The following is a 25,880-nucleotide window of genomic DNA, read 5'->3' as shown; positions in this document are numbered from 1 at the left end:
ACATTAACGCCAGCGCGCTGCATCCTGCTGATCAGAGTGGCGCTCTTTAACCCAATACTCACCCTGGGTAGAGTGCTCTTTCTTCCAGAAAGGCGCCTGGGTTTTCAGGTAATCCATTATGAAATCGCAGGCTTCGAATGCCTCACGCCGGTGTGCACTAGCCACCAGCACCCGCACAATTGGATCACCCGGCTCCAGATAGCCAACGCGATGAATAATCCGCACCGCTTGGAGCGACCAGCGCTGCCAGGCCTGCTCACCAATCTCTGTCAGCGTGCGCTCGGTCATGCCCGGATAGTGTTCCAGCGTTAACCCCGTGACGTCAGGCGTCTCATTAAAATCACGCACCAAGCCGGTAAAACTGACTACCGCGCCAATATCGCTGCGCCCCGCCAAGGCATCGTCATAGCCATAGGCCATTGAGAACGGGGCTGCTTGAATGGCTACTTTAATATCCAGCTTACTATCCACCCTCACCCCCCTGTGACTGGCGGGAAAAACGCCACTTCGTCATCATCGGTCACTAACGCTTCGTCATTGGCCATGACTTGGTTAATCGCACACAACGTGCGCTGGTCGGTTAGCTGTTTAAAGCGGCTATCGCGCTCGGTCAGCGCGGCTTTCAGTCCGCTAATGTCGCGGCTAGCCAGTTGATCAAGGCTCACCACTGCCTCGCTCTCGCCAACCCGCTCACGCAGCTCAGCTAAAAACTTAACCCGTATGCAGGGTGAAGGGCAGCGTTCGCCCAAGCTGACTTCTCCGGCCACGCCGTCGCCGGTAACAATGGGCGCCTGAGCGCTCATACGCTGGTAGTCACCACGCAGTCCACCCTGCTTGCTGTCGAGCTGAATGGCTTCGATCCGCATACCTTTATCGACCGCTTTGCACATATCGTAAAGCGTCAAACAGGCTACCGAAACGGCGGTAAGGGCTTCCATTTCAACCCCAGTGCGGCCATTCAAACGACACAGAGACGTCACATGAACGCAGGATTCGGCAATATCGATGTCAAACTCAACGGACACCTTAGAGAGCGCCAATGCATGACAGAGTGGAATCAGCTCATGGGTGCGTTTGGCCGCCTGAATGCCGGCGATACGTGCGGTGGCCAGCACATCGCCCTTGGGCAACTCACCATCGCTAAGCAGTTTCAGCGTTTCAGGCTGCATGACAATACGGCCTGAAGCGACGGCTTCGCGGCGAGTTTCTTGTTTATCGCCGACATCCACCATATTGGCTTCGCCACGGGTATTGAGGTGGGTAAGATGCATATTGTCACCGTTGCTTTTTTGAAGCCCAAGCACTTGAAATTTAGATACTTGAAGCCGAAGAACTTGAAAATCTAGCGTCGTTTTTCGCGCTTAACCAACTGACTATCCAGCGCGCTATTGCTTCGCTATCGTCTAGATTTAACTGGGTCACCGTAGCCGCTAGGTCGATAGGCGGTGGTGCGCTCAGCGCGGCTGCCTCGACCCATTGGCCGGTTAAAATAGCCGTATCACCAATGCCTTCGCGGTAAAGCACCAGCTTGGGAATCGGCCAAGCCTTGAAACCTTCGACAATCACCAAGTCGGGTTGGTGCGGCGCCATCATGGCAATTAACTGGGCTAAATCCGGCTCTTCCTGCCCGGGGGTTTCCTGCATCAGCGCAAACCGTTGACGAGAAGCCACCAGTACCGGCGCAGCACCGGCGCTGCGCAGTTTATAACTATCTTTGCCGGGCTGGTCGACATCAAACGAGTGGTGAGCGTGCTTAATGACAGCAACTTTCAAGCCATACTCGCCTAATCGCGGTAGCAGCTTCTCTAACAGCGTCGTTTTTCCGGTGCCGCTCCAGGCAGCAATCCCCAGTACGGGAAAGGGCGCGGTTAATTCGTTTTCCATGCTGCCAAGACTCCTGATAATCACTAAACGCTACCGTTCTAACGATTCACGCAGCGCTATAGAGAATGACTCTACTCGCCCTCTTGCTCGCGGGGTAATAGCCAGTTCAACGCAATACCCACTAAGGCGGCCAGGCTAACGCCCTGCAGCGTAAACTGGCCACCGCCAAACTGCATGCCGCCAATACCGAACACCAGTATCAGTGAGACCACCACTAAATTGCGGGGTGCCGTCAGCGACTGACCAGCGCGTACCAGAGTGTTCATACCAACCACCGCAATGGAGCCAAACAGTAGCGTCATAATGCCGCCCATTACCGGGCCAGGAATGGTCTGCAGCAGCGCGCCAAGCTTGGACACAAACGCCAGCACAATGGCAATAATCGCGGCAACGATCATGTACTTGGGATTAAACGCCCGAGTGAGGGTTACGGCGCCGGTGACTTCCGAGTAGGTCGTATTCGGCGGCCCGCCGAATAGCGCTGCCACGCTGGTTGCCAACCCATCGCCTAACAGCGTGCGATGTAGGCCAGGCTTTTCTAGGTAGTTTTTGCGGGTCACCGAACCAATCGCCACCATATCACCAATGTGCTCTACCGCCGGGGCAATCGCGACCGGAATCATAAACAGAATAGCCGCCCAGTGAAAACTCGGAGCGGTAAAGCTGGGGATTGATAGCCACGCTGCCTCACGCACAGGCGTAAAGTCGACGGCCCCCATCACCAACGCCAAACAATAGCCGGTGACAATGCCGCCGATAATCGGCACTAGGCGAAGTAGCCCGCGGCCAAATACGGCTAGCACTAACGTCACTAATAAACTGGTCATCGAGAGAAAGATTGCCGCGCCATAGCCGATGTTGTCACTGGTTTCCCCGGTCGCCATGCTAACCGCCACCGGTGCCAGCGACAGGCCAATCACCATAATCACCGGCCCCACCACTACAGCGGGAAGCAAGCGGTGCAGCCAAGCAGTACCTTTTAAGCGCACCGCCTGGGAAATCGCCACATAGACCAGCCCCGCCGCCATTAACCCGCCCATGGTCGCTGACACGCCAAAACTCGCCACAGAGCCTTGAATGGGGGCAATAAAAGCAAACGATGAGGCCAAAAAAACTGGCACGCTTTGTTTGGTAACCGCGTGAAATACTAGGGTTCCCACCCCGGCCGTGAACAGTGCAACACTCGGGTCAAGACCGGTCAGAAGAGGCACTAACACCAAGGCGCCAAACGCTACAAACAGCATTTGCGCGCCGGTTAAAATGACTTTTGGCCACGACTCAGCCTGACTGGCAGCTTCACGCATAAGTGAATTCCTAGTGATTATTCGATTGTAGGTGTGCAAAAAAATGCCCCTGACGCTGGGCGTAAGGGGCAATGTCAGTAACGATGCTTAGCGCGTTCCGAAAATCTTATCGCCAGCGTCACCCAATCCAGGGACGATGTAGCCATTTTCGTCGAGGCGGTCATCGATTGAGGCAGTGTAAATTTCGATATCGGGGTAAGCATCCTGCACCCGTTTGATGCCTTCAGGGGCGGCAACTAACACGATCACCTTCATGCTTTCACAGCCGCGTTCACGCAGCATGTCCAGTGTTGCCACCATCGAGCCGCCGGTAGCCAACATAGGGTCAATCACGATCGCCATGCGCTCTTCGATATCGTTGGCAAACTTGGCAAAGTAAGGCACCGGCTGCAGCGTCTCTTCATCGCGGTATAGACCGACAACGCTTACCCGGGCACTGGGGATCAGATCCGTTACGCCTTCCAACATGCCGAGCCCAGCACGCAGAATCGGTACAACGGTGACTTTTTTACCTTTTAGCCGACGGGTGGCAATCGGCTCGCCGTTCCATCCCTGGATTTCATGATCTTCCAACTCAAGACCTTTGGTTGCTTCATAGGTCAATAGCTTGGCGACTTCACCTGCCAGTTCACGAAAGCTCTTAGTGCTCAGGTCAGCTTCGCGCATCAGTCCCAGCTTATGTTGAACAAGCGGATGGTTAATGGCGTAAACACTCATGGGACTTCCTCACTGCAGGGGATTCAGAATGGCAACCAGGGTTGCATCAGCTAGGCACAAAATTGCGCGTATTCTACCCGCAACCACTTACGAGGTTAAGGGGTTTCCGGCAATTGCCACTCAATGGGGGCTCGACCCTGGGCCTGCAGAAACTGATTGGCTTGGGAAAAATGCCGAGTACCGAAAAAGCCCCGGTGCGCAGAGAGCGGTGAAGGATGCGGGGCTTCAAGTATTAAGTGGCGCCCCTGGTCGATTAACGCCTTCTTCTGGCGCGCATGACTTCCCCATAACAGAAATACACACGGCGGCGCGTGCTGGCTAACAGTTTCAATGGCGCGGTCGGTGAACGGCTCCCACCCTTTACCGCGATGCGAGGCCGCATTGCCCTGCTCAACGGTAAGCGAGGTGTTTAACAACAGCACGCCCTGCTTGGCCCATGCTTCCAGATGGCCGTGGCGCACAGGGGTGAAACCGACATCGGTGGCCAACTCTTTGTAGATATTGACCAACGATGGCGGCACAGGAACACCGGGCTGCACGGAAAAACATAAGCCATGAGCCTGATTAGGGCCGTGATAGGGATCTTGGCCTAAAATAACCACCTTCACTTCGCTCAACGGCGTCAGCTCAAAGGCGCGAAACCATTGTGTGGAGTGTGGGTAGATAATTTTCTTGGCCGCTTTCTGCTGCGCCAAAAAGGCTTTTAGCGCCAGCATATAGTCAGCCTGAAACTCATTACCCAGCCACTGACTCCAATCGCCGGGAAGTGGATTGGCCATCATTACCTCTTCATTTGATCGACAAGCGGCTCAACGTAAGCAACGCCCATATCCCAGGGGAATTGAATCCAGCATTGTTGGGAAACTTCCGTCAGGTATTGATCCACCAGGGGGCGACCGTCCGGCTTGGCGTAGATAGTCACAAAGTGAGCTTTAGGCAACATTTTGCGTACTGCCCGCGCTGTTTTGCCGGTATCCACCAAGTCATCGACCAGCAACCAGCCTTCACCGTCATGATCAACGCCTTTCATAATATCCAGGCCGCCTTGATCCATATGGTCATAGCTTTTAATACACACGGTATCGATCAAGCGGATATTAAGCTCTCGAGCTATTAGCGCGGCAGGAATTAAACCGCCGCGGGTAATCGCTACAATGCCTTTGAAATCACGCTCGATCATCTGATGACACAGGGTGCGCACATCCCGGTGCAACTGATCCCAGGAGACAGTGAAATGCTGGTGATAACGATCGCTGCTCATGGGGAATTACTCGTCTTCGGTGAAAGAACAAACGGCGAATACGCTGTAACCGGCATCGCGAATTTTTTGTGAACCGCCAAGCTCGGGCAGATCGATAATAGTGGCCGTTTCAACCACCTGACCACCGCTGCGCTGAATCAGATTGGCCGCTGCCAGCATGGTGCCACCGGTGGCGATCAAGTCATCCATTAGCAGGATACGGTCATCTTTCTGGAACGCATCGGAGTGCAGTTCCACTTCAGAATGACCGTACTCCAGGGTGTAGGTCTCGCTGATGGTTTTGAAGGGTAATTTGCCCTTCTTGCGCACCGGCACAAAGCTGCAGCCCAACTCATAGGCGAGCGGCGCACCAATAATAAACCCTCGCGCATCAATGGCCGCGATGGCATCCAGGTTCATCTCTTGGTAGCGGTGTACGAAGCTATCGATCAGCTTGCGAAAGGCAGCGCTATTTTGCAACAAGGGGGTAATATCGCGAAAATTCACGCCCTTTTCAGGCCAATCGGGAACCGTGCGAATAACGGACTTAATATAGTCGCCGTAGATGCTCATCGCGTCTCTCATTGAGTAATAAAAGGGGTGGTGTTTAATCAAACCAAGAAAAGATATCTTGCCGCAAACAGCAGTGACAAAATAATCACCGCCGGGTTCAGGTCGCTAAAGCGGCCCGAAAGCGTCTTGATCGCCACGTAGCTAATAAAGCCTAGCGCGATTCCTTCGGCAATCGAGAATGTTAGCGGCATTGCTAGGGCAGCAATCAACACAGGCGCTGCATCGGTGGGGTCTTCCCAGTTCGCGTGGGCCAAGCTGCCCGCCATCAGTACCGCTACATACAGCAACGCACCCGCGGTAGCGTAGGCCGGAATCGAACCCGCCAACGGTGCGAAAAACAGGCTGATCAGAAACAAAACACCCACGACTACCGCCGTCAAGCCAGTACGGCCACCCGATGCGATGCCCGCGGTTGATTCAATATAGCTTGTTGTCGTGGAAGTACCCAAGGCGGCGCCCGCCATTGACGCAGTACTGTCAGCCATCATGGCACGACCAATACGCGGCAACTTGCCATCTTTGTCTAGCAGCTTGCCACGATGGGCAACACCGACCAGCGTGCCTGAAGTATCAAATAGATCCACAAATAGAAAGGCAAAGATCACGCTGAGCATCGCCACATCCAGGGCGCCCATTAAATCCATGGCCATAAAGGTCGGCGCGATAGAGGGTGGCATCGACATAAGACCACCGTACTCATTATGGCCAAGCACCATTGCCGCTACGGTCACACCCAAAATACCAATCATCACAGCACCGGTGACTTTCAGGTATGCCAGCGCGGTAATCACAAAAAAGCCTAGCAGCGCATAAATAGCCGGTGGTTGAGATAGATCACCCAGCGTCACGTAGGTAGCCTGATTGGCAACCACAATGCCGGCGTTTTTCAACGCGATCATCGCCAGGAACAGACCAATACCGGCGGCGATCCCCAGCCGTAACGTCATTGGAATGGCGTTAATGATCCACTCGCGAATTTTAAAAATACTTAACAAGAAGAACGTTAAACCAGAGAAGAAGACCGCCCCCAACGCGGCCTCCCAAGTATATCCCATGCCCAGCACCACGCCGTAGGTGAAGAAGGCGTTTAGCCCCATGCCTGGTGCCTGAGCAATGGGATAATTGGCCCACAGCCCCATGACAAAACAGCCAATCGCTGCCGCCAGGCAAGTCGCCACAAACACCGCGCCGTAGTCCATCCCTGCTTGTGACAGGATGCTCGGGTTAACAAAGATGATATAGGCCATCGTCAGGAAGGTGGTAATCCCGGCGATAACTTCTGTCTTCACGTTGGTTTTTTGCTCGGAGAGCTTGAAATAGTTATCCAGAAGTTTCATGAAGTTTGTTGTCCTTAGCGCTAACGCCGCATGATTTGTATGCGTTCGGGTGCTGAGAAAAGCCGCACATACTACCGAAACGCTCGCCTTGATGCGAGCGCCTCAGCAAGGCGACCAATATTGACGGGGCGAGCCCCACCAGTGAATACCAAGCAATCTTTAGGCCACAACCTAACCGATCGGTCAACCAAAAACCAACAAACACCATTACTGATGCTGCCGTGCCCCGCTTTTTGTTAGTCCCGCTTTACTGAGCCCTACCTTGCTTAGCAAGCACGCGCTCAACGGTTTCAACAATCACCTGAGTTTGTGGGTCAATTTCGATGTTGACCTGATCCCCGGGCGCGCGCTCCTGAAGTGTGGTGCGCGATAGCGTTTCAGGGATTAAGTTGACGCTGAACTCCACAGCTCCGTTCTCAGCGTGGCGTACATCACCGATCGTCAAACTGATACCGTCTACCCCGATATAGCCCTTTTCAAACACAAATCGGCCCAGTCTTTCCGGCAGTGAAAACCACAGCCGACGGTTGTTAGGCGCCTCTTCAATGGCCACTACGTCTGCCATGGAAATGATGTGCCCCGACATCGAGTGCCCACCAATCTCATCACCAAAACGAGCAGCACGCTCTATATTGACGCATTGCCCAGGAGTGACTGCACCAAGATTAGTCAAACGTAGCGTTTCACGCATCAAATCAAAACTAACGCTATCGCCTTCTATCGACGTTACCGTTAAACAAACACCGTTATGAGCAACAGACGCCCCGATCTCAAGACCCTCACGCATCGCAGGCGGCATTTTTATCACATGCACGCGAAAATCATCTAGCTCGCGCACCGCCTCCACTGTAGCCACACCCTGCACAATGCCGGTAAACATAGCGCCCTGCTCCTTAAGCTCGTAAAAATCATGGATGTAATCTGCAAGCTTACTACTGGTGCCTCATCTTTGTGCAGTCACCTCGCTTCTAATTGACATGCCAACCGCCTATCTTTAGACTTTTGGCGCAAATGAAACGACGCCGATTTGTACCCATCTTGCGGGCGTCCACCAGGCCAGCAGCCTAGTGAAGTGCAGCTAAAAGGGTGTGTCCAGCGTTAATGGCCACCCACGAGGGTGGCTTTTTTTATCCCCGCCCTACGCCTGCTCCTATTCTCCCGCACTTCGTCTTCGGCCTACCAGCAAGGCAGACGCCATGATTGAACTTAGCAACGTCAGTAAAACATATGGTAGCGGCACAAGCGCCGTCCATGCGCTCAAAGCAGCAAACCTCACTGTGCCTAAAGGCACCATTCATGGCGTCATCGGCCTTTCTGGCGCAGGTAAGTCCACGTTGATTCGCTGCGTGAATTTGCTAGAACGCCCGACTAGCGGCAGCGTCACAGTAGATGGTCAAGAAATGACGCGCCTGAGCAACGCGGCCTTAAACCGCGCACGCCATCGTATTGGCATGATTTTTCAGCACTTCAACCTGCTCACTACACGTACGGTTTTCGACAACGTTGCACTCCCGCTTGAATTAATGGGGCAAAAACAGAGTGCCGTGCAAGAGCGCGTTGTTCCGCTGCTGGAAATGGTCGGCCTGGCAGATAAAGCCAATCAGTACCCCGCTCAGCTTTCTGGTGGCCAGAAGCAGCGAGTCGCAATCGCCCGAGCGTTAGCCAGCAAACCACAGGTACTACTCTGCGATGAGGCAACCTCCGCGCTAGATCCACAAACCACCAGCTCCATACTGGAGCTACTGCGCGATATTAACCATCAACTGGGCATTACCATCCTGCTAATTACCCACGAGATGGAAGTAGTTAAATCGATTTGCCACCGGGTGAGCCTGATTTCGGATGGCGAATTGGTGGAGGATTCAGAAGTCGGCGACTTCTTTACCGCCCCGCGCACCCAACTTGGACGTGAGTTTCTCAACGACTTCCTACAGCTAACACCCCCCAAAGAGCTAATCGAAAGGCTCCTTGATGCCCCCGGTGAACATACCCATCCAGTGGTACGCTTAACCTTCTCGGGCGACGCGGTCTCAACTCCGTTGATTTCGCGCTTAGCTCGCGAATGCGGGGTCGATGTGAGCATTCTGCAAGCAAAAGTAGAGTCCATTCAGGAACGCACCCTGGGCCTGATGATTGCGGAGCTGCTAGGCTCTCCGACGCAAACCCAGCAAGCCATGCACTATCTCGAATCTCATCAACTGCAAGTGGAGGTACTCGGCCATGTCCAGCGCAATGATTGATTTAATTTTACAGGCCACGCTGGATACCCTTTATATGGTGGCCGTTTCAGGATTGATTTCTACCCTCGTCGGCCTCCCTCTCGGGGTGATGCTCTATGTTACTCGCCCGCGACAAATATTAGCCAAGCCGGTACTTAATCAGGTGCTGAGCATTGTCACCAACGTTGGCCGCTCCATCCCGTTTATTATTTTGATGGTGGCGATCATTCCTTTTACACGCATGCTGGTGGGTACCTCGATTGGTATTAATGCAGCGTCGGTACCGCTGACGATTGCCGCTATCCCGTTTGTCGCTCGATTGGTCGAGGCGGCCCTTAATGAAATCTCGCCGGGGTTAATTGAAGCCGCCCAAGCCATGGGGGCTACGCCTTGGCAAATTATTCGCAAAGTGCTAATTCCAGAGGCTCGCGGTGGGATCATGACAGGCTTAACCATTACCGTTGTGACACTGGTCAGCTACTCCGCCATGGCAGGCGCAGTGGGCGGCGGCGGCCTCGGCGACTTAGGCATTCGCTACGGCTATAACCGTTTCAACCCTACCATCATGCTTATTACGGTGGTGATCTTGGTCATCATGGTGCAGGGCTTTCAGAGCCTGGGCGACTACTTGGTACGCAAAAGTGACCGTAAGTGACATTGCGTACATCAATCATCCTTTATAACAAAAATGCATTAGACAGCGGTTTTTTATTGCCGCATCATTGCACCATTAAGCACAACGTCACTGGAGAGATCTTATGCAAAAACTAATTATCGGTAGCCTTACCGCCCTGGCGCTTGCGGTTAACGTCGCCAATGCTGAAACGCGCAGCATCAAAATGGGCACTGTTGCGGGCCCTGAAACTGAAGTGATGGAAGTGGCAGCGCGCATTGCCAAAGAAGAGTACAACCTTGATGTCGAAATCATCGAGTTTACCGACTACGTCACTCCCAATGCCGCCCTGGCCGACGGCAGCTTAGATGCCAATGCCTACCAGCATGAGCCCTATTTACAGTCGATGGTCGACGACCGTGGCTATGATTTGGCCATCGCTGGCTATACGTTCGTTTACCCGATTGGCGCCTATTCCGAAAAATATGACAGCATTGATGACTTGCCTGACGGTGCTCAGATCGCGCTGCCCAACGACCCTTCCAATGAAGGACGCGCGCTGATTTTGATGCACAACGAGGGCCTGATCACCCTTAATGATCCTGAATTCTTAGAATCCACACCAATCGATATCGCGGAAAACCCCCGCGACTTCCGTTTCCGCGAAATTGAAGCTGCCCAGCTACCCCGCGTGCTGCCCGATGTGGACATGGCGTTCATCAACAACACCTTCGCACAGCCGGCTGGCTTAAGCCTGGATGACGCCTTAATCAAAGAGGGCCCCGAGTCCCCTTACGTCAACCTGATTGCAGTACGCGGCGGCGACGAAGATCGTGAAGAGATTCGCCAGCTGGTCGACGCTTATCAGCGCGATGAAGTGATCGAGAAAGCCGAAGAGCTATTCAAAGGCGCAGCCGTACCTGGCTGGATCGAGTAACACTGCACACTAGCCATCAATAGATAACATGCAGGCCGGCACGCATAGGTAACCCCCTATGCAAAAGTGCCGGCCTGCTGCATTAGTAGCGAAGGATGCCAAATGCAAAACAGTGTTGACTACCCCCTCCTCAATCGCCAGCTTGAAGCACTGCTCGATACCCGCGATTGGCTGACCAACAGCGCGCAAACCTGTGCCTTTATTTACCAACAGCTTAGCAACTTAAACTGGGTGGGCTTTTACCTTCAGCGCCAGCCAAAGGTATTAGGCCTAGGCCCGTTTCAGGGTCAACCCGCTTGCCATCCGATTCCCTTTAGCAAAGGCGTATGCGGCGCGGCTGCCCGACTGCAAACCACCCAGCGAGTGGACGACGTGCATGCGGTTGCCGACCATATTGCCTGCGACGCCAACTCTCGCTCTGAGCTAGTGGTTCCCATCGTAGTGGATGGCCTTCTGTGGGGCGTCTTGGATCTGGATAGCCCAATGCATGCGCGCTTTACTCAACAAGATCAAGCCGGTGTTGAAGCGCTGGTAGCAACGTTTATGCGCCAGACCGAGCTGCCCGACCTGATAGAGCCTGCCGCTACATAACGTCCACGCAAAAACGCCCCAAGCAGTAAATGCCTGGGGCGTTTTTGATAAAAGCTGGTAGAACCAGGCGGATTTGAACCGCCGACCTCCACGATGTCAACGTGGCGCTCTAACCAACTGAGCTATGGTCCTGAAAAAAGGCTTGACATTAAAATGGTAGAACCAGGCGGATTTGAACCGCCGACCTCCACGATGTCAACGTGGCGCTCTAACCAACTGAGCTATGGTTCTATTACGCTATCTATCTGTCTATCTGTCTATCTGTCTATCTGTCTATCTGTCTATCTGTCTATCTGTCTATCTGTCTATCTGCTATTAGTCTATCTGGAGTGCGCTATTTGGATAGCTGCACGCCTTGCAACGGATGCATATCTTACGCTTTTATCACTGAATTGCAAGCTCTTTCCCATTGTGCGCCCTCTTCCCACCGGCTTTACTCCCATGTCGAATAGATGTTCAATTCGACACCTACAACCTTCTAGCGCTAGGCTTAGCGCTTCAATTTGTTGGTCGTTATCTACAGGGAGATAAACCATGCCAGGTATTTTGCTAGGAAGCATAGCGATCGTGCTGTTATTAGCGACGCTGATAGCACGCATACATTTGCACTGGTGGTGGATTCGCAGTTTTGAATTCCCACGCCTGCAGATCGCTTTCCTAGCCCTAATCACCTGGTTATTAGCCGTTTCCTTGGTTGAATCAGGCCCCTGGTTATGGGTGGCCCTACTCGCCTCGGGTATCACTGTGCTATTTCAAGGCTACTACATTTTGCCCTTCACAACGTTGTGGCCTGTGCAGGTTAAGGCGGCAGAGAGTAACGATGCAGATAAAAAGATCACGCTTTTGATCGCTAACGTGCTGACCCCGAATCGGCAAGTTCAACCCTTGATCGATATGATTAAACAGCATCAGCCCGACATTGTACTGACCCTGGAGTCAGATCAGTGGTGGCAGGATCAACTGGATCCTGCGCTCGCAGAACAGTGGCCGTACAGCGTTAAAATCCCACTCGACAACCTCTACGGCATGCACCTGTACTCGCACCTCGAACTCTCCGACACCTCCGTCGAGTGGCTGATTCAAGACGACATTCCGTCCATTCATACCCGCGTAACGCTAGCCAACGGCGATAGAATTCGCTTTTACGCACTCCACCCCCGACCACCAGCGCCCAGCGAAAGTGAAAAATCCCTGTGGCGGGATGCAGAGCTGCTGCTGGTGGGTAAAAAGATTCATGAAGATCCACAAGCGACATTGGTCGCTGGCGATCTGAACGATGTGGCTTGGTCACGCACAACACGACTGTTTTGCCGTGTTGGCGGCATGCTCGATCCACGCCGGGGACGTGGCTTATTCAGCACCTTTCACGCAAAATATCCAGTATTGCGCTGGCCCCTAGATCATATCTTTGTGACCGAGCACTTCACCTTAGTCGGCATGCAGCGCCTTAGCTACTTCGGCTCCGACCACTTTCCGATACTGGCCACCTTTTGCTATCGCCCCTCGCGCCAAAACGAGCATGAAACACCCGAAGCTAATACCGAAGAGCGTAGCGAAGCCAGCGAAACAATCCAGCAAGGTAAAACTGAGCAGCAAGAGACCTGAAAACGGGAAGCCTCACGTAAGCTGACCTTAAACGCTTTACTCCGGGATGCCTCCCTGAGTTAACGCGGCCGGATCCAGCAGCCGCTCTAGCGTCTCCCGGTCAAGGTCAGTTTTCTCTTCCGCCACATCAATAATCGGCCGCCCCGCTTGATAAGCCTCTTTGGCAATAGCCGCGGCGGCGTTGTAGCCAATGGCACCATTTAGCGCGGTCACCAAGATAGGATTCCTCGCCAACGGTTCTTTTAGGTTATCTTCACGAACCTTAAAGGTGGCAATCGCACGGTCAGCCAGCAGCCGTGCGGTATTACTCATCAAGCTAATGGAGGTAAGCAGATTGGAAGCTATCAGCGGCAACATTACATTTAATTGGAAATTGCCACTTTGCCCCGCGACGGTAATCGCAGCATCCAGACCGATGACTTGAGCAGCAGCTTGAGCAGCCGACTCAGGAATAACGGGGTTAACTTTCCCCGGCATAATCGAACTGCCGGGCTGAAGCGCCTCTAGCTCGATCTCACCCAGCCCCGCCAGCGGGCCTGAATTCATCCAGCGCAAGTCGTTGGCAATTTTCATAATCACGCAGGCCAAGCCTTTCAACTGCCCGGAAAGCTCTACCGCTGCATCCTGGGAAGAGAGGCTGGCAAAGAAGCTGTCGTTAGGGGTGAACATCAACCCCGTCTGCTCGCTCAGCTCTTGCGCTATCTGCTCAGCAAAGCCGATAGGTGCGTTAATGCCGGTACCCACGGCGGTGCCGCCCTGGGCTAACCGACACAGCCTCTTCATGGCGCTATCAAAGCGCTCAATGGCCTGACTCAATTGACTCGACCAAGCGCCCAGCTCTTGATCCATACGCAGCGGCATGGCGTCCATGAGATGGGTACGTCCAGTTTTCACCACATGGCTCAACTCACTGGCGCGCTGGTCGATGGTATCGCGCAGGTGAACCAGGGCTGGGCGCAGCGATTCGTGCACCGCGATGGCAGCCGACAGGTGAATCGCCGTAGGAATTACGTCATTGCTGGACTGCCCCATATTGACGTGATCGTTCGGGGTTACCTCAACCCCCTCTCGGCTTGCCAAGGTCGCCAACACTTCATTGACGTTCATATTGGTGGAGGTGCCTGAACCGGTTTGAAACACGTCGATGGGAAAGTGCTGATCATGCTTACCCGTTAACACTTCGCGCGCCGCTTTTTGAATTGCCTCCCCACGCGCGCTATCAAGCCCTCCCAGGGTTTGATTAGCGCGGGCTGCCGCTAGCTTGATACGCGCGACGGCGTGAATAAAGGCCGGGGGCATGGGCGAATGAGAGACAGGAAAGTTATTGATTGCCCGCTGAGTCTGCGCACCATAAAGGGCCTCAGATGGCACTTCCAATTCGCCCATGCTGTCGCGTTCCTTCCGTGTTGCCATTGCTCTTTCTCCCAACAGTGAGATTAACAGTGATGCTTATCTGAGCCCGTAACTGGTCTATCGTTCGCTGTTTAAAGCCACCTTCTCTACCTTCAAGCTAGCTGTTTAGACCATACGGGTAAACATATGCTTACCCCACGGGCATTAAATGCCAAAAACCAAATGTTGCACTGCACAAAAACAGTTGCTATGCTGCAACGCAAGATAGCTTAAAAAGCTAACCACTCAATAGGCAGCGCCAACCTCTGGATAGCTGCTTTTGGCAAGACCAAACCCTGGAGGGTATGACGATGCGTACATTAAATACTAACGAAATGACTCAGCAATTTGACAACATGTTTATGGCGCCAGTACGCGCTTACATGGCGCTGAGCATCGATTACAGCGAAAAAATGCTTAACGCTCAAATGGACGCCAGCAAAGCCTACGTTGATACCGGCATTGCGCAAATGCGTCAAATGATGGACGTGAAAGACGCAGAAGGTCTGCGCAGCTATATGGAAGGTCAGCAAAAAGTGGCTAAAGAGCTGGCTGAGCGTGTTAAGGGCGATACCGATAAAGTCGTATCCCTACAGCAAGACTTCATCCAGAAAAGCCAGAAAATTACCGAAGACAACGTTAAGCAGGCGCAAACCGCTGCTAGCAAGTTGAGCAAAACCGCTTAATCGCTTATTGAATCAATAAGCTGGTAAGCAAGTCGTATAAACGCCCCTGTCGGCTCTCGCTGACAGGGGCGTTTTAGTTACTATCTTTAGCCTATTTTACCAGCGGCTTTACCAACCGAGGGCGGATTTCACAAACGGAATCGTCAATTTACGCTTGGCTGATAGCGATGCTTTATCCAGGGTTTCCACGGCGCGGCAAAGCTCACCTAACTCGCGAGGACCACGGTGCAAAATATAGCGCCCAACGTCATCAGGCAATTGCATACCTCTCACGCTGGCGCGCAGCTTTAGCGCTGCCAAACGTTCGTCATCATCCTCTAAGGGATGAACATGAAAAGTGACTCCCCAGGCCAGGCGCGAAGCCAAATCAGGTAGCACCACGTTTAGCTGTCGCGGAGAGGCACTGGCGGCGATGACTAATTTTTTCCCCGCATCTCTTAGCCGGTTAAAAGCATGAAACAGCGCTTCCTCCCAGCGCTTGCGCCCCATCACGCACTCCAGGTCATCAATGGCGACAAGATCCAAGCGCTCAATGTCTTCCAGCATTAATGGTGGAAAGTGGCCCAAGTCATTCAGCGGCAAGTAAAGCGCGCGTTTATCGGCATCTGACGCTGCATGGCACGCCGCCTGAAGCAGGTGGCTTCGCCCCACCCCTGGCGAACCCCACAAAAAGAGAAACTGTTCTCCCTCTGAAGTAAGCTGCTGGGTAAGGTGCTCTACCAGCGGTTTATTTGATCGCGCCACATAGTAGTTGTCGAAGGTCGCGTCATCACGCAGACCAATTCCCAAGGGAAGCTGTGCCGGCATTCGGCTCATGGTGACTCCCGTTCATCACGACGTCCCAGCTCATCATGGTGCGAAGAACTGACCTCGATTATTGTATGATTATCAGCATTATGATCATCGTAAAGCTCGCTGTCCTGATAGCGAACTTTAACTTCCTTGAGTAGCACCAGGATAACCGCAGCAACCGGAAGTGCCAGCAGCACACCGGTTAACCCAAACAGATTGCCGCCCGCCAGTACGGCAAATATAACCGCGACCGGGTGCAGGCCAATTTTATCGCCCAATAATTTAGGCTGTAGAATCACGCTCTCGGCCATTTGACCAATGCTAAATACCAAGATGACCCCGAGTACTGCCCACCAGGTAGCGTATTGGAACAGTGCAACAACAAGCGCTATCACCAAGCCGACAATAAAGCCCAAGAACGGCACGATGCTTACTAACCCAGACACAAAGCCAATCAACAGGCCAAAATTAAGCCCCATCAGCGTTAAACCCACTGCATAAATAATCCCTAGACAGAGCATCACCAGCAGTTGTCCACGTAAAAACGACGACAGCACCTCATCGCAGCGACGCGCTAGCCGGAAGGTATCGTCCGCCCACTGGCGTGGTATGAGATTAGCGATATTGGTCAGCAGCCGGTTCCAATCCAACAGCAAATAGAAGGTAACCACAGGAATCAGTGCTACATAGGTGATCCAAGACGCAAAGGCCATGCCAGAACGGCCTATTTGACCAAGCGCCTGGGCTAGGTAGCCACCTGCATCGCGCCAGTTTTCGACCAGCGTCTCACGCGCATTGGTTAACTCTGCGGTGAGGTCATAACCCGTCCACTCTTGTACCTGGGGAGCGAGGGTATTTTCTACCCAATTGAAGATACCGGGGATTGCCTCGCCCAGCTGCTTAAGCTGTTGAACAAGAAGCGGTATTAGTATCAACAAACTCGCCACAAGCACGATCAACAGTACTAAAAACACGCTACTTACCGCGAACGGCCGATTCATGCCCCAGCGTTGGAAACGGTTAGCCAGCGGATCAGCTAAGTAAGCGAGTATCATCCCAGCAATAAAAGGCATCAGCACCGCGTCTAACAAATAGATCAAGCCGCCTATCACCACCAAAAATAGGACACCCCACCAAGAATTCCGCATAGTTTCCTCTCAAACGTGGATTGAATCTGACCAGTTTCACTTATCGTTACTATTTTTACTTACCACTACTGTTTTTACTCATTACTACTATTTTTACTCATCACTACTATGCCGCATATTGGCGAAACTCGCTCGTAAGCTTTTCATCATGTGCGACAGCGGTGCGGCCTGCGCCGCTGAGTGTTACAATCCGCTCCAGTTATCGTCTAGCACTGGCCTCGTCGCCAGCACTACCAGCACCGCTATTTGCTTCACAGGATCTGTCATGACCGAGACTTCCTCTTCTTCGGCTACTCCTTCTCTCAGCTATAAGGACGCCGGCGTCGATATTGATGCCGGTAACGCCTTAGTTGACCGCATTAAACATGTTGCCAAACGCACTACTCGCCCAGAAGTAATGGGCGGCCTTGGCGGTTTTGGCGCGCTATGCGAAATACCAGCGGGCTACCGGCAGCCCGTACTTGTCTCAGGCACCGATGGCGTCGGCACCAAGCTGCGCCTGGCGATGGATCTTGGCAAGCACGACACCATCGGTATTGACTTGGTCGCTATGTGTGTCAACGATCTCATCGTGGCTGGCGCCGAACCGCTACTATTTCTCGACTACTATGCCACGGGTAAGCTAGATGTGGATATTGCTGCTGACGTTGTTACCGGCATTGGCGCTGGTTGCGAACTGGCTGGCTGCGCTCTCGTAGGCGGCGAAACTGCCGAAATGCCGGGCATGTACGAAGGCAGTGACTACGATTTAGCGGGCTTTTGCGTGGGCGTGGTTGAAAAAGCCGATATTTTAGATGGCAGTAAAGTGGCCGAAGGTGATGTAATCTTAGGGCTGGCGTCATCTGGACCACACTCCAATGGCTACTCGCTGATTCGTAAAATACTCGAGGTCAGCAATGCTTCGCTAGAGACCGACATCGACGGCAAAACCCTCGGCGATGCGCTGATGGCACCTACCCGCATCTATGTAAAATCACTGCTCTCCTTAATGCGCGGCAGCGATATTGCTGTACACGCGTTATCGCACATTACTGGCGGCGGCTTGCTTGAAAACATTCCCCGCGTGCTGCCCGACAACCTCGCTGCGCATATCGATATTGCCAGCTGGCAGCGCCCCGCTGTGTTTGACTGGCTGCAGGCTCACGGCAACGTGAATGAAACCGAAATGCACCGCGTACTTAATTGCGGTATTGGCATGGTCGTTGTAGTGCCGCAACATCAAGCAGAGCAGGCTGTGGCGCATCTGGAAGCCGAAGGCGAATCCGTTTATCGTCTAGGTCAGATCGTTAAACGCCAAGGGGACGCCGTTATTCTGGAGAACCTCTCGGCATGACCAATACGGACTACCAGAGCGATACTATTAAAGATGTAACGCCGGAGCCCCTCGGTGCGCGACGTATTGTAGTGCTTATTTCAGGCAGTGGTAGCAATCTGCAGGCCCTGATTGATGCTCAGTCCCATGACCGATTAGGCGGTGGTGAGATTGTCGCGGTCATTTCCAATATCGCTGACGCCTATGGCTTGAAGCGTGCCCATGAAGCAGGCATTGAAGCGGTTGCCCTACCCCACCGGGAATACGATAGTCGCGAAGCTTATGACGGCGCCTTAATCAAGGTCATTGAGCGCCACGAGCCAGATCTGATCGTCCTCGCCGGCTTCATGCGCATTTTGACACCTCGTTTTGTGCAGCGCTTTCTGGGACGGATGCTGAACATCCACCCTTCGCTGCTGCCAGCTTACCAAGGGCTTAACACCCACGCCCGCGCCTTGGCAGACGGTGTTGCCAGCCATGGCTGTAGCGTTCACTTCGTCACTGAAGAGCTGGACGGTGGCCCGGTGGTACTGCAGGCGGAGCTGCTGGTCAGCGCTGATGATAGCGCTGAAACACTGCAAGAGAAGGTTCGCGCCCGGGAGCATCTGATCTACCCGATTGCGGTGCAGTGGTTTTTGGAAGGCAGGCTACAGTTCAGCGCCGAAGGCGCCAAAATGGATGGTCATCTGCTGCCAGAACACGGTATGCGGCTTGCCCACGCCGACGCTGCAGAAGAGCTTGATGAGGAGCTCGACGAAGAGTCGCCGGACTAGCACATCATCTTCGTAGTAAGCATTAAAAAAGCGCCTTACGGTTTTCCAGTAAGGCGCTTTTTGTAGCAATGCATTACCTAGGGCTAGGTACGCGGCAGAGTAACGCCACGCTGCCCCATATACTTCCCGCCGCGGTCTTTATACGACGTTTCGCACACTTCATCGGACTCTAGGAACAGCATCTGCGCCACACCCTCATGGGCATAGATTTTCGCCGGCAGATTGGTGGTATTAGAGAATTCCAAGGTCACGTGGCCTTCCCACTCGGGCTCCAGCGGTGTCACGTTAACAATAATGCCACAGCGCGCGTAAGTGGATTTACCCAAGCAGATAGTCAGCACGTTACGGGGAATACGGAAGTACTCCACCGTGCGCGCCAGGGCAAACGAGTTAGGCGGAATAATGCATACGTCGCCTTTAATATCGACAAAGCTTTTCGCATCAAACGCTTTGGGATCAACAATAGCGGAGTGAATATTGGTAAAGACTTTGAATTCATCTGAGCAGCGCACGTCATAGCCGTAGCTTGAGGTACCGTAAGAAATCACGCGCTGCTCATTTACATAGCGCACTTGCTCGGCTTCAAAGGGCTCGATCATCGCGTCGCTTTTGGCCATGCGACGAATCCAATTATCAGATTTGATACTCATTTATTTCGTTATCACTCACTAAAAGAAATAGTTGGGCCGTCGCCTTGATTCGCGCTAACCGCTTCAGCGACTTTTTTAGCGATAGCCGCAAAAGTCTGACTTACCGCCCCCTCAGGCTCAGAAACGACGCTTGGGCGTCCCGAATCAGTCAGCTCTCGGATGGAAAGCGTCAGCGGTAGTCGTCCAAGCACTTGCGTATCGTACTCCTGAGCGATGCTATCGCCACCGCCAGTGCCAAAAATCGCCGCCTCATGACCGCAATTTTCGCAATGGTAAAGGCTCATATTTTCAACAACGCCAAGCACTGGCACGTTAACCTTACGGAACATTTCGATCCCTTTACGGGCATCTAACAGTGCAATGTCCTGTGGGGTAGTCACAATCACCGCGCCTGCCACCGGCACTTTCTGGGCCAAGGTCAGCTGGATATCGCCAGTACCTGGGGGCATGTCGATCAATAGAAAATCGAGATTATCCCATTGAGTCTGCGTCAGCATCTGCTGGAATGCGCCTACCACCATCGGCCCACGCCATACCATTGGCTCACGGGTATTAACCATAAACGCCATCGACATGGCCTGAATGCCATGGGCCTGGAGCGGAAGGAATTTGTCATTGCCTGCCGCCTGAGGGCGCACGCCCTCTTTAACACCGAGCATTTGCGCCTGGCTGGGCCCATAGATATCAGCATCTAGGACACCCACGCGATAGCCCTGTGCCGCCAACGCTAACGCCAAGTTCACGGTGACAGTGGATTTCCCCACGCCCCCTTTGCCCGATGCCACTGCAATAATATGCTTAACCCCATCCATTCAATGGCACTCCTCGTTTTATGCTGTTAACAACTGCATTAAGATTTGAGTGAATGATACGCCTCGTAGCCCCAATCATAAACCAACAACAAGAGGGCGGATGCCGGTTCCCCGTCATCCGCCCTCATTTTGCTAACGCGAAAGGTGCGTTAGCGCATTACCTTCTAGCCTACTATTAGCCAGCGTTTTGCTGCGACTCTTCACTGCCGCCATCACTGTCGTTGGCGCTCTCACTCGAAGAGCTTTCACTTGAAGAACCTTGATCTGAGGAACTCTCCTCTGTTGAACTCCCCTCTGTTGAAGACTGTTCAGAACCGCCGTTCTGTGAAGAGCCATTCTGTGAAGAGCTGTCCTGTGAAGACGAAGTGGCCTCAGCCGCAGACTGCTCTGCATCGGCCAAACGGCTGTCGAGAGTCGACAGTTCATCGCGCCATTCGCTTAACTGGTTCTCCAAACGCTCCAACTGATTTTCACGCTGTTCGATGTCACTCTCGACGCTGGCCACCTCTTCACGCCCCATATCCAGAGCGACCATAACGTCATCCAGTTCACTGCGCACCTGGCTTAAGCTTTGCTCTTCCTCTTCGCGCAGTGCTGTCAGAGAATCAACATTATTCTGCAGTTCATCACGTTCACTGGTGAGTGAGTCGCGTTCATTTTTTAGCTCATCTAGCTCGCTTTGGGCAGAGGAAATTTCCTCCTCCAAGCCGCTTAGCTGTTCGTTAGCTTGGCTAATCTGTTCTTCAAGCGAAGATAACTCTTCTTGAGTGGCCCCCAGCTCTTCAACCGCTTGCTGACGCTGCTGCTCAGCTTCCTGACGGGCGGCTTCAGCCTCCTGACGGGCTTCTTCAGCGCTCGTACGTGCTTCTTCAACTTGCTGGAGGGCGCTCTCCGCTTCATCACGAGTACTGGTAATCTCGTCGCGTTCCTCACGCAGTGAGCCCATCTCGCTCTCAGCGGTAGCTACCTGTTCATTAAGAGTGGCAATTTCTTCTTCCAACGCATCTCGCTCAGACTCAAGCTCTGCTAAACGAGACTCTACATCACTGACATTGCCCTCGGCGCTCTCAAGTGACGAGCGGGCCTCTTGCTGCTGCGCTTCTAGAGATGCCATCTCCTCCTGCAGCGCGGCTAAATTGGTTTCAGCTTCCTCGATTTCGCTGACACGCTGGCTCATTTGGTTATTTTCTTGCTCAGCGCTGGCGAGCTGCTCTTCTAAGCTATCCACGCGATCCTGGCGGGAGCTTGCATTAGACTGCGCCATAATCGCCCAAATAACCGCAATAGCTGCGATACCAGCAATGGCTTTTACCCGGTTATCTTGGAAGAGGGTTTTCATGTCCGACTTTTTAGCCGGCTGTGGCTTGTTGGCTGGCGACTGGTGATCCGAGTGGTTTGCTTCCGACATTATGCTTTCCTCTATGGTCTAAGCTAACGTTTGTCCAAGCTAACGTTTATCCGAACTGACGATAATCAAGTACGTGGAAAATGCGCTAACCGTGAATGATCTCCCCCTTCAGCATACACAGCTCGCAGTATCTAGCCAGTCTGTTTGCAAAATCGTGTATAAATGTTGCCGCAGTGTTACCAACCAAGCAAAGATATTTATCATTTTAGTCTGAAGAGGGATGCTTTCCCTCATGAAAGCCCGAAGCCTCTCCACTAAGCGCATCGAACCAATCCAGGGTGGTATGCAGCGACACTACGCTACCCACAATTAGCAGCGTAGGCGGTTTAATGTGGCCCGCCAAGAAAGTATCGGGCAGTGCATACAGCGTACCTACATGGGTAAGCTGTTGGCGAGTTGTCCCCTGCTCAATTAATGCCAGCGGCGTGTCTGGCGCTAAACCGTGCTTAACCAATGCTTGGCTAATCACTCTAACGCTGCCTAACCCCATATAAAACACCAGGGTTTGCCCTGGCCGTGCTAACGCATCCCAGTCAAGCTCACACTCACCCTGCTGCAAGTGGCCGGTAACAAAGCGCACCGACTGAGCGTGATCGCGATGGGTTAAAGGAATACCGGCATACGCCGCACAGCCTGATGCCGCTGTTACACCAGGAATCACTTCCACGCTCACTTTCGCCGCCACCAGCGCTTCAAGCTCTTCTCCACCACGGCCAAAAATAAACGGGTCGCCGCCTTTCAAGCGCACAACGCGCTTACCTTGCTGAGCCCATTTGACTAGCGCTTGATTGATGCCCTCTTGGGGAACGCTGTGCAGCGAGCGTGCTTTGCCCACATAAAAGCGCTGTGCCTGCGTGGGAATAAAGGCGACGATTTCATCGCTAACCAAGCGGTCATACAACACCACTTCAGCGGACTGAAGGCGCTTATACGCTTTTAGCGTTAACAACTCCGGATCGCCAGGCCCTGCGCCCACTAAACTTACCAAGCCGTATGGCTGAGACGTTTGCTCTCGTCCTGCTTCCAAGAAACCACCCCAGGAATAAAAAAAGTTTTTGATATGCAAAAAAGTAATTAATTTTACCACTAAAAGCCAATAACGCCTTGCCTGTTGCTTAGAATACAATCGAATATATATAAAAATAGAACATATATATTCTAAAAAAATATAGATAATAGCCATTTTGTCTGCAATGGCTTACATCCTGATTACGTATTTAGGGCTAATCTTCACGATCGAATTCAAATTGGCATATGTTTGGAGATTCACGCATGCCCGTGAATGATATAGACGCACCCGAGCGAGTCAGTGCAGACCACCTTGTTGCTCACATACCCGGCGTTATCTTTCAGTTTCACCGCGCTCGCAATGGCCATATGCGGTTCCCCTATTTAGAGGGCGGCGGCGCGGCTCTTAAACATATTGACCGCGACCTGCTCGCGCAAAATGCTGGCCAGCTGGTTGAGCAACTGACCGGCAACGACCACCCAAAGATAATGTCGGCGATCGAACGCTCGGCGCGCTGGATGCTGCCTCTCACTACGCGCTTTCGGCTACCATTTCCAAAACAAAAACCTCACTGGATTGCGGTTAGCGCCCAGCCAAAGCCCGTTGCCGACGGTGTTCAGTGGAACGGCATAATGATGGACATTAGCGATCAGGTTGGCGAAGAGCAGCGACTGCGTAAGCTATGCGACACAGACCCTCTGACCCAACTGCCCAATCGGCGCAAACTGATGATGCACTTAACCCATGTTGCATCATTGAGCACCCGTCACGGCACTCCGCTCTCCATCATGATGATCGATATCGATCATTTTAAACGCCTTAACGATCGCTGGGGCCATCTGCATGGCGATGACGTTCTTAAACAGCTGGCAACTCACGCCCAATCGCTACTGCGGTGTGAAGACATGATTGCCCGGCTGGGAGGAGAAGAGTTTATGGTCGTGCTGCCGCTCACACCGCTGCAGCAATGCCATGCACTTGCTGACCGCTTACGCCAAGCCATCAGTGTACGCGACTTTGGTATGGGGCCGGGCCAGGTGACGCTAAGCATTGGGGTTGCCGAGTATCGCTGTGGAGAACCCCTCACCAGTTTGATTGAGCGCGCCGACCAAGCGCTATATAGCGCTAAAGACGTTGGTCGCGACTGCGTTTGCCATCTACGCTAAAAGTAAATGCCACAGCGCAGGAGGAAAACGATGACCACGCTAGCCGACGCTATTTGCGAACCTTGCCGCAAAAATGCTCAGCCGCTAAGCAAAGATGAAGCCCAAGAGCGGCTAAAAAGCCTCAGCCAGTGGCAGATTGTCGAGCACGATGGCATCATGAAGCTGTCGCGACGTTTTAAATTCCGTGACTTTGCTAGCGCATTGGCCTTTACCCAACGCGTTGGCGATATTGCAGAGCAGGCGGGCCATCACCCCGTTATCATGACTGAGTGGGGCAAAGCCACCGTCACGTGGTAGTCTCACGCTATCAAAGGCCTGCATCTTAATGATTTCATTCTTGCCGCCAGAACCGACGAGGTAGCCAACTAAATGTTTGAGCATATTGAGCGAGTCCCAGGAGACGCCATTCTCGGGCTGATCGAAGCTTTCAAAAAAGATACCAATCCGCAAAAGGTGGACTTAGGTGTTGGTGTTTACCGCGATACCCAAGGCAATACGCCGGTTATGCGCGCCGTTAAGGAAGCAGAAGCTCGTCTGCTCAAGAATGAAACGACGAAAACCTATATTGGTTCTCACGGAGCGCCCAGCTACGGTGAAGTAGTCCTTCCCATGGTGTTTGGCGCCGAGTCACCTGTATTGAAAGCCAATCGTGCCAGCGCTACCCAGTCACCTGGCGGTACAGGCGCCCTGCGTCTAGCAGCCGACTTCATTTCCTCACAGTTGCCGGGCAAAGGTATCTGGGTAAGCGACCCAACGTGGCCCAACCACCACGGTATTTTCACCGCGGCGGGTATTGAGCTGCACAAGTATCCTTACGTTGATCCTGACAATCGTCTCGATTTTGACGGTATGCGAACAGCGCTAAAAAGCATTCCACAAGGCGATGTAGTGGTACTTCACGCCTGCTGCCACAATCCTACCGGGTTTGATCTTTCCCACGACCAGTGGCAGGAAGTGCTGGAAATTGTCCGTGAACGCAAGCTACTGCCGCTGATCGACTTTGCTTATCAGGGCTTCGGCGAAGGTCTGGATGAGGACGCTTATGGCGTTCGTCTAATGGCGGAAAACCTGGGTGAGGCGATCATCACCAGTTCCTGCTCCAAGAACTTCGGTATTTACTGCGAGCGTACCGGCTGCTTGATCATGGTCGCAAAAGACAGCGAGCAGATGGGTAACATTCGTTCCCAGGTCGCGATTGTTGCCCGGGAAAACTACTCAAACCCGCCTGCTCACGGCAGCGCTATCGTCAGCGAGATTCTCCACGACGCCGAACTGACCGCGCTATGGCGTGAAGAGCTCACCGAAATGCGTGATCGTATTAATACTCTGCGTCGCGATTTCGTTGAAGCGCTGAAGCCCTACGGGCTGGATGAGAAATACGCCTGCGTAGCAGAGCAGCGCGGTATGTTTTCCTACACCGGCTTAACCCCGGAACAGGTAGATCGTCTGCGCGATGAGTTTGGCATCTACATGGTGCGCTCGGGTCGCGCCAACGTAGCGGGCTTCTCCCAGGAGAACCTGCCCTACTTGGCTAAAGCGATCGCCGCTGTCAACGACTAGGTAGCGTCCGAGCACTTAACAAGTACTACCGCACTACAAACGCCCAGGCCTTCCTGGGCGTTTTTGTGTGCTGAACGTTTTTGAGTACCGGGCGCTTGACCGATTAGTCAACTCTTAGGCACACTCAGTATTGCCTTGTATACAACACACCA

General features: G+C 53.1%; 27 protein-coding genes, 2 tRNA genes and 1 pseudogene. 11 read left to right on the top strand and 19 right to left on the bottom strand.

What is annotated here, in order from left to right; all coding sequences use genetic code 11:
* Window positions 1-3: 3 nt before the first annotated feature.
* The 10 genes from moaE to A6R74_RS05930 form a co-directional block, all read right to left on the bottom strand.
* On the bottom strand, window positions 4-471 hold the full coding sequence (moaE, locus tag A6R74_RS05975; RefSeq protein ID WP_276204775.1) for a molybdopterin synthase catalytic subunit MoaE: 468 nt from the start codon (window positions 469-471) through the stop codon (window positions 4-6).
* Between the two features lie 2 nt (window positions 472-473).
* The gene (moaC, locus tag A6R74_RS05970; protein ID WP_064233529.1) at window positions 474-1,271 is read right to left on the bottom strand and encodes a cyclic pyranopterin monophosphate synthase MoaC; all 798 of its coding nucleotides are present in this window, start codon (window positions 1,269-1,271) and stop codon (window positions 474-476) included.
* 40 nt (window positions 1,272-1,311) lie between these two features.
* Window positions 1,312-1,884, bottom strand: a complete 573-nt coding sequence (gene mobB / locus A6R74_RS05965) for a molybdopterin-guanine dinucleotide biosynthesis protein B (protein WP_064233528.1) — start codon at window positions 1,882-1,884, stop codon at window positions 1,312-1,314.
* Between the two features lie 71 nt (window positions 1,885-1,955).
* Window positions 1,956-3,188, bottom strand: coding sequence for a uracil-xanthine permease family protein (locus A6R74_RS05960; protein ID WP_064233527.1), 1,233 nt, complete (start codon window positions 3,186-3,188; stop codon window positions 1,956-1,958).
* An 87-nt stretch (window positions 3,189-3,275) separates the two neighbouring features.
* Complete coding sequence (upp, locus tag A6R74_RS05955; RefSeq protein WP_007114411.1) at window positions 3,276-3,905, bottom strand: uracil phosphoribosyltransferase; 630 nt, start codon at window positions 3,903-3,905, stop codon at window positions 3,276-3,278.
* A 95-nt stretch (window positions 3,906-4,000) separates the two neighbouring features.
* Window positions 4,001-4,684, bottom strand: a complete 684-nt coding sequence (ung, locus tag A6R74_RS05950) for a uracil-DNA glycosylase (RefSeq protein ID WP_176459045.1) — start codon at window positions 4,682-4,684, stop codon at window positions 4,001-4,003.
* 2 nt (window positions 4,685-4,686) lie between these two features.
* Window positions 4,687-5,166 carry a xanthine phosphoribosyltransferase gene (gpt, locus tag A6R74_RS05945; protein WP_007114413.1) on the bottom strand — a complete coding sequence of 160 codons (480 nt, stop codon included), beginning with the start codon at window positions 5,164-5,166 and terminating at the stop codon, window positions 4,687-4,689.
* 6 nt (window positions 5,167-5,172) lie between these two features.
* Window positions 5,173-5,718, bottom strand: coding sequence for an adenine phosphoribosyltransferase (locus A6R74_RS05940; protein WP_007114414.1), 546 nt, complete (start codon window positions 5,716-5,718; stop codon window positions 5,173-5,175).
* A 38-nt stretch (window positions 5,719-5,756) separates the two neighbouring features.
* The gene (locus A6R74_RS05935) at window positions 5,757-7,055 is read right to left on the bottom strand and encodes an NCS2 family permease (RefSeq protein WP_064233526.1); all 1,299 of its coding nucleotides are present in this window, start codon (window positions 7,053-7,055) and stop codon (window positions 5,757-5,759) included.
* 247 nt (window positions 7,056-7,302) lie between these two features.
* Window positions 7,303-7,935, bottom strand: a complete 633-nt coding sequence (locus A6R74_RS05930) for a riboflavin synthase (RefSeq protein ID WP_064233525.1) — start codon at window positions 7,933-7,935, stop codon at window positions 7,303-7,305.
* A gap of 316 nt (window positions 7,936-8,251) precedes the next feature.
* Between A6R74_RS05930 and A6R74_RS05925 the strand changes: the two genes are divergently transcribed.
* The 4 genes from A6R74_RS05925 (at window position 8,252) to A6R74_RS05910 (ending at window position 11,415) form a co-directional block, all read left to right on the top strand.
* Window positions 8,252-9,295 carry a methionine ABC transporter ATP-binding protein gene (locus A6R74_RS05925; RefSeq protein ID WP_064233524.1) on the top strand — a complete coding sequence of 348 codons (1,044 nt, stop codon included), beginning with the start codon at window positions 8,252-8,254 and terminating at the stop codon, window positions 9,293-9,295.
* The gene (locus tag A6R74_RS05920) at window positions 9,276-9,929 is read left to right on the top strand and encodes a methionine ABC transporter permease (protein WP_064233523.1); all 654 of its coding nucleotides are present in this window, start codon (window positions 9,276-9,278) and stop codon (window positions 9,927-9,929) included. Before A6R74_RS05925 ends, A6R74_RS05920 begins: the two co-directional genes overlap by 20 nt.
* Window positions 9,930-10,032: 103 nt before the next feature.
* Entirely contained in the window at window positions 10,033-10,824 is a 792-nt protein-coding gene (locus A6R74_RS05915; RefSeq protein ID WP_064233522.1) for a MetQ/NlpA family ABC transporter substrate-binding protein, read from the top strand.
* Between the two features lie 102 nt (window positions 10,825-10,926).
* A complete protein-coding gene (locus tag A6R74_RS05910; protein ID WP_064233521.1) occupies window positions 10,927-11,415 on the top strand; it encodes a GAF domain-containing protein in 489 nt (162 codons plus the stop codon).
* A 55-nt stretch (window positions 11,416-11,470) separates the two neighbouring features.
* Here the strand turns inward: A6R74_RS05910 and A6R74_RS05905 are convergent.
* Both A6R74_RS05905 and A6R74_RS05900 read right to left on the bottom strand, forming a co-directional pair.
* A tRNA-Val gene (locus tag A6R74_RS05905) sits at window positions 11,471-11,547 on the bottom strand.
* A gap of 22 nt (window positions 11,548-11,569) precedes the next feature.
* Window positions 11,570-11,646: transfer RNA gene (locus tag A6R74_RS05900), tRNA-Val, on the bottom strand.
* A gap of 303 nt (window positions 11,647-11,949) precedes the next feature.
* Here A6R74_RS05900 and A6R74_RS05895 point away from each other — a divergent pair.
* A complete protein-coding gene (locus A6R74_RS05895; RefSeq protein WP_064233520.1) occupies window positions 11,950-13,020 on the top strand; it encodes an endonuclease/exonuclease/phosphatase family protein in 1,071 nt (356 codons plus the stop codon).
* 36 nt (window positions 13,021-13,056) lie between these two features.
* Here A6R74_RS05895 and A6R74_RS05890 read toward each other — a convergent pair whose 3' ends face one another.
* Window positions 13,057-14,433 (bottom strand): class II fumarate hydratase, encoded by a 1,377-nt coding sequence (locus A6R74_RS05890; protein WP_064233519.1) that lies wholly within the window; start codon window positions 14,431-14,433, stop codon window positions 13,057-13,059.
* A gap of 290 nt (window positions 14,434-14,723) precedes the next feature.
* Here A6R74_RS05890 and A6R74_RS05885 point away from each other — a divergent pair, with 290 nt between their 5' ends.
* Window positions 14,724-15,098 carry a phasin family protein gene (locus tag A6R74_RS05885; protein WP_064233518.1) on the top strand — a complete coding sequence of 125 codons (375 nt, stop codon included), beginning with the start codon at window positions 14,724-14,726 and terminating at the stop codon, window positions 15,096-15,098.
* A 108-nt stretch (window positions 15,099-15,206) separates the two neighbouring features.
* On the opposite strand, the gene hda is transcribed toward A6R74_RS05885, so the two are convergent.
* Together hda and A6R74_RS05875 are read right to left on the bottom strand one after the other, a co-directional pair.
* A complete protein-coding gene (gene hda, locus A6R74_RS05880) occupies window positions 15,207-15,914 on the bottom strand; it encodes a DnaA regulatory inactivator Hda (protein WP_064233517.1) in 708 nt (235 codons plus the stop codon).
* Window positions 15,911-17,038, bottom strand: coding sequence for an AI-2E family transporter (locus tag A6R74_RS05875; RefSeq protein ID WP_064233516.1), 1,128 nt, complete (start codon window positions 17,036-17,038; stop codon window positions 15,911-15,913). The genes hda and A6R74_RS05875 overlap by 4 nt, the downstream gene beginning before the upstream one ends.
* A 265-nt stretch (window positions 17,039-17,303) precedes the next feature.
* Here A6R74_RS05875 and purM point away from each other — a divergent pair, with 265 nt between their 5' ends.
* Together purM and purN are read left to right on the top strand one after the other, a co-directional pair.
* Window positions 17,304-18,371: a phosphoribosylformylglycinamidine cyclo-ligase gene (gene purM, locus A6R74_RS05870; protein WP_064233515.1), complete on the top strand. Its 1,068-nt coding sequence runs from the start codon at window positions 17,304-17,306 to the stop codon at window positions 18,369-18,371.
* On the top strand, window positions 18,368-19,123 hold the full coding sequence (gene purN, locus A6R74_RS05865) for a phosphoribosylglycinamide formyltransferase (protein ID WP_064233514.1): 756 nt from the start codon (window positions 18,368-18,370) through the stop codon (window positions 19,121-19,123). Before purM ends, purN begins: the two co-directional genes overlap by 4 nt.
* Before the next feature lie 83 nt (window positions 19,124-19,206).
* Here the strand turns inward: purN and dcd are convergent, their stop codons facing one another.
* The 4 genes from dcd to cobA all read right to left on the bottom strand — a co-directional run bounded on the left by dcd (window position 19,207) and on the right by cobA (window position 23,020).
* On the bottom strand, window positions 19,207-19,773 hold the full coding sequence (gene dcd, locus A6R74_RS05860) for a dCTP deaminase (RefSeq protein WP_040481325.1): 567 nt from the start codon (window positions 19,771-19,773) through the stop codon (window positions 19,207-19,209).
* Between the two features lie 11 nt (window positions 19,774-19,784).
* The gene (gene apbC, locus A6R74_RS05855; protein ID WP_064233513.1) at window positions 19,785-20,585 is read right to left on the bottom strand and encodes an iron-sulfur cluster carrier protein ApbC; all 801 of its coding nucleotides are present in this window, start codon (window positions 20,583-20,585) and stop codon (window positions 19,785-19,787) included.
* Window positions 20,586-20,760: 175 nt separating this feature from the next.
* Complete coding sequence (locus A6R74_RS05850) at window positions 20,761-21,993, bottom strand: hypothetical protein (RefSeq protein WP_064233512.1); 1,233 nt, start codon at window positions 21,991-21,993, stop codon at window positions 20,761-20,763.
* Between the two features lie 205 nt (window positions 21,994-22,198).
* Window positions 22,199-23,020, bottom strand: a complete 822-nt coding sequence (gene cobA, locus A6R74_RS05845) for a uroporphyrinogen-III C-methyltransferase (protein ID WP_064233583.1) — start codon at window positions 23,018-23,020, stop codon at window positions 22,199-22,201.
* 245 nt (window positions 23,021-23,265) lie between these two features.
* Between cobA and A6R74_RS05840 the strand changes: the two genes are divergently transcribed.
* The 3 genes and pseudogenes from A6R74_RS05840 to A6R74_RS05830 all read left to right on the top strand — a co-directional run bounded on the left by A6R74_RS05840 (window position 23,266) and on the right by A6R74_RS05830 (window position 25,728).
* The gene (locus A6R74_RS05840) at window positions 23,266-24,168 is read left to right on the top strand and encodes a GGDEF domain-containing protein (protein ID WP_064233511.1); all 903 of its coding nucleotides are present in this window, start codon (window positions 23,266-23,268) and stop codon (window positions 24,166-24,168) included.
* A gap of 30 nt (window positions 24,169-24,198) precedes the next feature.
* Window positions 24,199-24,537, top strand: a pseudogene (locus A6R74_RS05835) (4a-hydroxytetrahydrobiopterin dehydratase).
* On the top strand, window positions 24,538-25,728 hold the full coding sequence (locus tag A6R74_RS05830) for an amino acid aminotransferase (protein WP_064233510.1): 1,191 nt from the start codon (window positions 24,538-24,540) through the stop codon (window positions 25,726-25,728).
* Window positions 25,729-25,880: the final 152 nt, after the last annotated feature.

The sequence above is a fragment of the Halomonas sp. ALS9 genome (assembly GCF_001651035.1).
Classification (GTDB): Bacteria; Pseudomonadota; Gammaproteobacteria; order Pseudomonadales; family Halomonadaceae; genus Vreelandella.
This window is presented reverse-complemented; position numbering and strand designations above follow the sequence as displayed.